The organism is Brachybacterium nesterenkovii, assembly GCF_900163655.1.
Classification (GTDB): Bacteria; Actinomycetota; Actinomycetes; order Actinomycetales; family Dermabacteraceae; genus Brachybacterium; species Brachybacterium nesterenkovii.
The window spans coordinates 1-2,849 of the sequence record NZ_FWFG01000095.1 but is presented as its reverse complement, the minus strand read 5'-3'; the positions used below and the strand labels follow the sequence as shown (position 1 = coordinate 2,849).

General features: G+C 66.9%; 3 protein-coding genes and 1 pseudogene. 1 reads left to right on the top strand and 3 read right to left on the bottom strand.

What is annotated here, in order from left to right:
• Positions 1–68 precede the first annotated feature (68 nt).
• The 3 genes from FM110_RS11025 to FM110_RS11015 form a co-directional block, all read right to left on the bottom strand.
• Complete coding sequence (locus FM110_RS11025; protein WP_200810227.1) at positions 69–626, bottom strand: nucleotide-binding protein; 558 nt, start codon at positions 624–626, stop codon at positions 69–71.
• Positions 623–1,738: a helix-turn-helix domain-containing protein gene (locus FM110_RS11020; protein ID WP_087104812.1), complete on the bottom strand. Its 1,116-nt coding sequence runs from the start codon at positions 1,736–1,738 to the stop codon at positions 623–625. The genes FM110_RS11025 and FM110_RS11020 overlap by 4 nt, the downstream gene beginning before the upstream one ends.
• A gap of 105 nt (positions 1,739–1,843) precedes the next feature.
• On the bottom strand, positions 1,844–2,074 hold the full coding sequence (locus tag FM110_RS11015) for a helix-turn-helix domain-containing protein (protein WP_087104811.1): 231 nt from the start codon (positions 2,072–2,074) through the stop codon (positions 1,844–1,846).
• Positions 2,075–2,494: 420 nt separating this feature from the next.
• Here FM110_RS11015 and FM110_RS11010 point away from each other — a divergent pair.
• Positions 2,495–2,791: pseudogene (locus FM110_RS11010) on the top strand (transposase); the annotation flags it as partial.
• Positions 2,792–2,849: the final 58 nt, after the last annotated feature.

Here is a 2,849-nt window from a genome sequence, read left to right as displayed (position 1 = left end):
ACGGGCGACAGGACGACTCCCAGAACCACCGGACCTACAAAACGGGGTCAGCCCACCCACGAGTCCGCTCAGACGTCATCCCAATCCAGGGCACCCTCTTCAAGCGCCCACATGCGGAACCCGCCCTTCTTGAAGGGCAGGAAGTACTCCCCCGCGAGCAGGTCGTCAGCCAGTGCCTCCACCATCGAGAAGGTTAGTTGCTTCTCTCGGATGGCTTGGCACAGCAGGGTTAGGGTCACCTCAACCTTCATCCCTTCCTCTTCACCGATGGCTCGCGGCGTCGAGTCGTCGAGGATCACGGTGTAGCCGTGCACGGAGCCGAGTGCGAGCACGCCGCACTCCCCGAGGTTCTGCCGACCGACAGCGAGCCTCTTCTCATACCTCGCGAACGCCGCGCTCTCGCTCAGGTCATCCAAGCGGTCGACCCGGATCCAGTCAGCATCGAGAACCAGCACCAACTCTGGGATCGTCGCGCGCTGCTCCTCCAGTTCCCTTCTCACGGAGAGTGGGATGACGACCTCGGCGTCGTTCTTCTGCGCGAGAAACTTCAGCACGCCAACCCAGCCGTTCCTCGCGAAGTGCCGCAGCGGCCCGGTGTCGAACACCCAGACCGTGCGGTCGCTCATGAGGTGAACCGCCAGATCTCGTTCTCGTCTCGCTGCGCCGGGGCCGGGAGCTCAGACTGATCCACCAGGTCCCAGAGGAGCTGCACAGCTCGTTCCGGGCTGATCTTCTGGTCGCGGACCAGGCGCAGCACCGCGCGCTGAAAGATGGCCGGCTGTGTGGTGCCCGCGAGCTCGTCATCCGCGAGGAACGCGTCGTACTCGATCATGTCCGTGCGGGTGGTGACGGTGTTCCGGACCTGAGCGGCCTCGGACGAGTCCACGATTTCGACGTCCGACAGTCGCCGGGCGAGCGTCGACATGTCCACGCGGTACCGGCTCGCGAGGATCACCGCGGCCGCACGCACCCCAGAGCGCTCAGCAAGGCGCTTCCAGTCAGACGTGACCGATGCCGCCGGCAGGAGCAGTGCGCGGGCGAACGCGTCGAGCCGAGACTCGACGTCGCCTCGCCCCTCGCTCACCCGGTAGTCCACCGTGTACTGGTCGCCGACCAGGTAGTGGCCGAGCTCGTGAGCGGCGGCGAGACGGCGACGGCCCAGCTTCATGCCGCTGTTGACGAGCGTGACCCCGCCCTGGCGCAGGAGGATCGTGCCGGCATCGGCGACGTCCTGGCCGAGGTCACGGCTCATCACCAGAAGTCCGAGCTCGGCGAAGCGGCGCGGCAGATCCAGCAGCGGAGCACCCGGCTCGACCCCGAGCTGCGACCGCACCTGCACAGCCAGTTGCTCCGCGTCCTTCCGGGAGGACGGGACGGGCCAGTGACCCTCGGCTGAGGGCAGCGTGAGCGCACCGAGGCTCTGGACGAACTCCACCTCGTCGGCCAGATCTGCAAGCAGCGCGTCGATCGTCGTGTCCGCCGTGTCCAGGCCCTGCGAGGAGCGATGGGCGACAAGCGCCGGCGTCGGCTCCTCGAAGAAGACCGCCATCCGCACACTGAGAGCCTCAGCGATATCCGACAGCTCGAGCGCTGAGACCCGCCGCTGCCCGCTCTCGAGCTTGCTGATGACGGAGCGCTCGAGCGAGACGAGGTCAGCGAGCTCACTCTGGGAGAAGCCGCGCCGGATGCGCTGCTCCTGGATGCGCTCACCGAGCTGCTGCGGGGTGACGGTAGCCATGTGTGCGATTATGGCACAGCCGCTTGGAGTGCTGGTTATCAGCCCGTTGCGGCAGTCTCAGAGAGCGGCAGCGCCGTGATCGGACTTCTCGTCGGCATCCGCCGCTCAGCCCTCGTCCGCCTCCGTCTCGACCATCGCCGCGGTCTCCGCGTAGCGCGCGGCGATGTACTCCTCGAGCGCCGAGAGCGCGACCCTCCACTGCTTCCGGCCGCCGACCTGGATCGCCCTCAGCTCCCCTGAGCGGACGAGCTGGAGCGCCTGCAGGTACGAGATCGAGAGCTCCTGCTGGACGTGCTCGAGCGGTACGAAGCGGGGCAGGTCGGCGGGGTCGGTCATGGGGCGAGGGTAGAGCAGGCTGGGGCGTCGCGGGCGTGTGCGGACTCGTCGCTGCGTGCCGCGGAAGGTCCCTTCGGATGTCGGTACTGAATCCTAGAATCTGGACAGCCGTCTGGCCACGTTCCCCTTCCTCCGAGGAGCCTCCTCCATGTCGCGTTGGACGACTCTGCCCCCATCGGGCTCTCACCCTTCTTCGTACCAGCTCTGGGTCTCGCGCCTCGCGCTGATCCTCTGCATCGCACTGGTGCCCACGATCGGTCTGCCGGCGGCCCACGCCGAGCCGCTGGACAAGGCTCAGCCGGGATTGCTCAACATCTCGGACGCCCGCCGCGCCCTGTCCACCCTCCAGGTCGACCGTGATGGGGCGAACGGCGGCTTGACTCGCCCCGGGTCTGGTGGAGGCTCTGAATCCTCGGGAGGATGAGGAGCATGGTAGCGCCGGGGAAGTACCCCGACGAGCTTCGGGAGAGAGTCACGAGGATGGCAGTTCAGTCACGGCGCGATCCATCGACGAGGTCGGGAACGTTTCGCCGTGTGGGCGAGCAGCTCGGGATCAATCCTGAGACTCTGAGGAACTGGGTCGTGCAGGCCGAGGTTGACGAGGGGCACCGTCGAGGGACCACGACCAGCGAGTCCCAGCGCCTGGTCGAGCTGGAGAAGGAAGTGCGTGAGCTGCGTAGGGCGAACTCGATCCTGGGGTCAGCCTCGGCTTTTTTCGCGTCAGTACCAGACTGAAGGCGTCCCGGCGGGGCTGGCTCCTTTTTTCGCTGCCCTC

Excerpts from the sequence above, each read along its gene's own strand:
- FM110_RS11025 (WP_200810227.1), bottom strand. The coding sequence starts at position 626 with ATGAGCGACCGCACGGTCTGGGTGTTCGACACCGGGCCGCTGCGGCAC.
- FM110_RS11020 (WP_087104812.1), bottom strand. The coding sequence starts at position 1,738 with ATGGCTACCGTCACCCCGCAGCAGCTCGGTGAGCGCATCCAGGAGCAG.
- FM110_RS11015 (WP_087104811.1), bottom strand. The coding sequence starts at position 2,074 with ATGACCGACCCCGCCGACCTGCCCCGCTTCGTACCGCTCGAGCACGTC.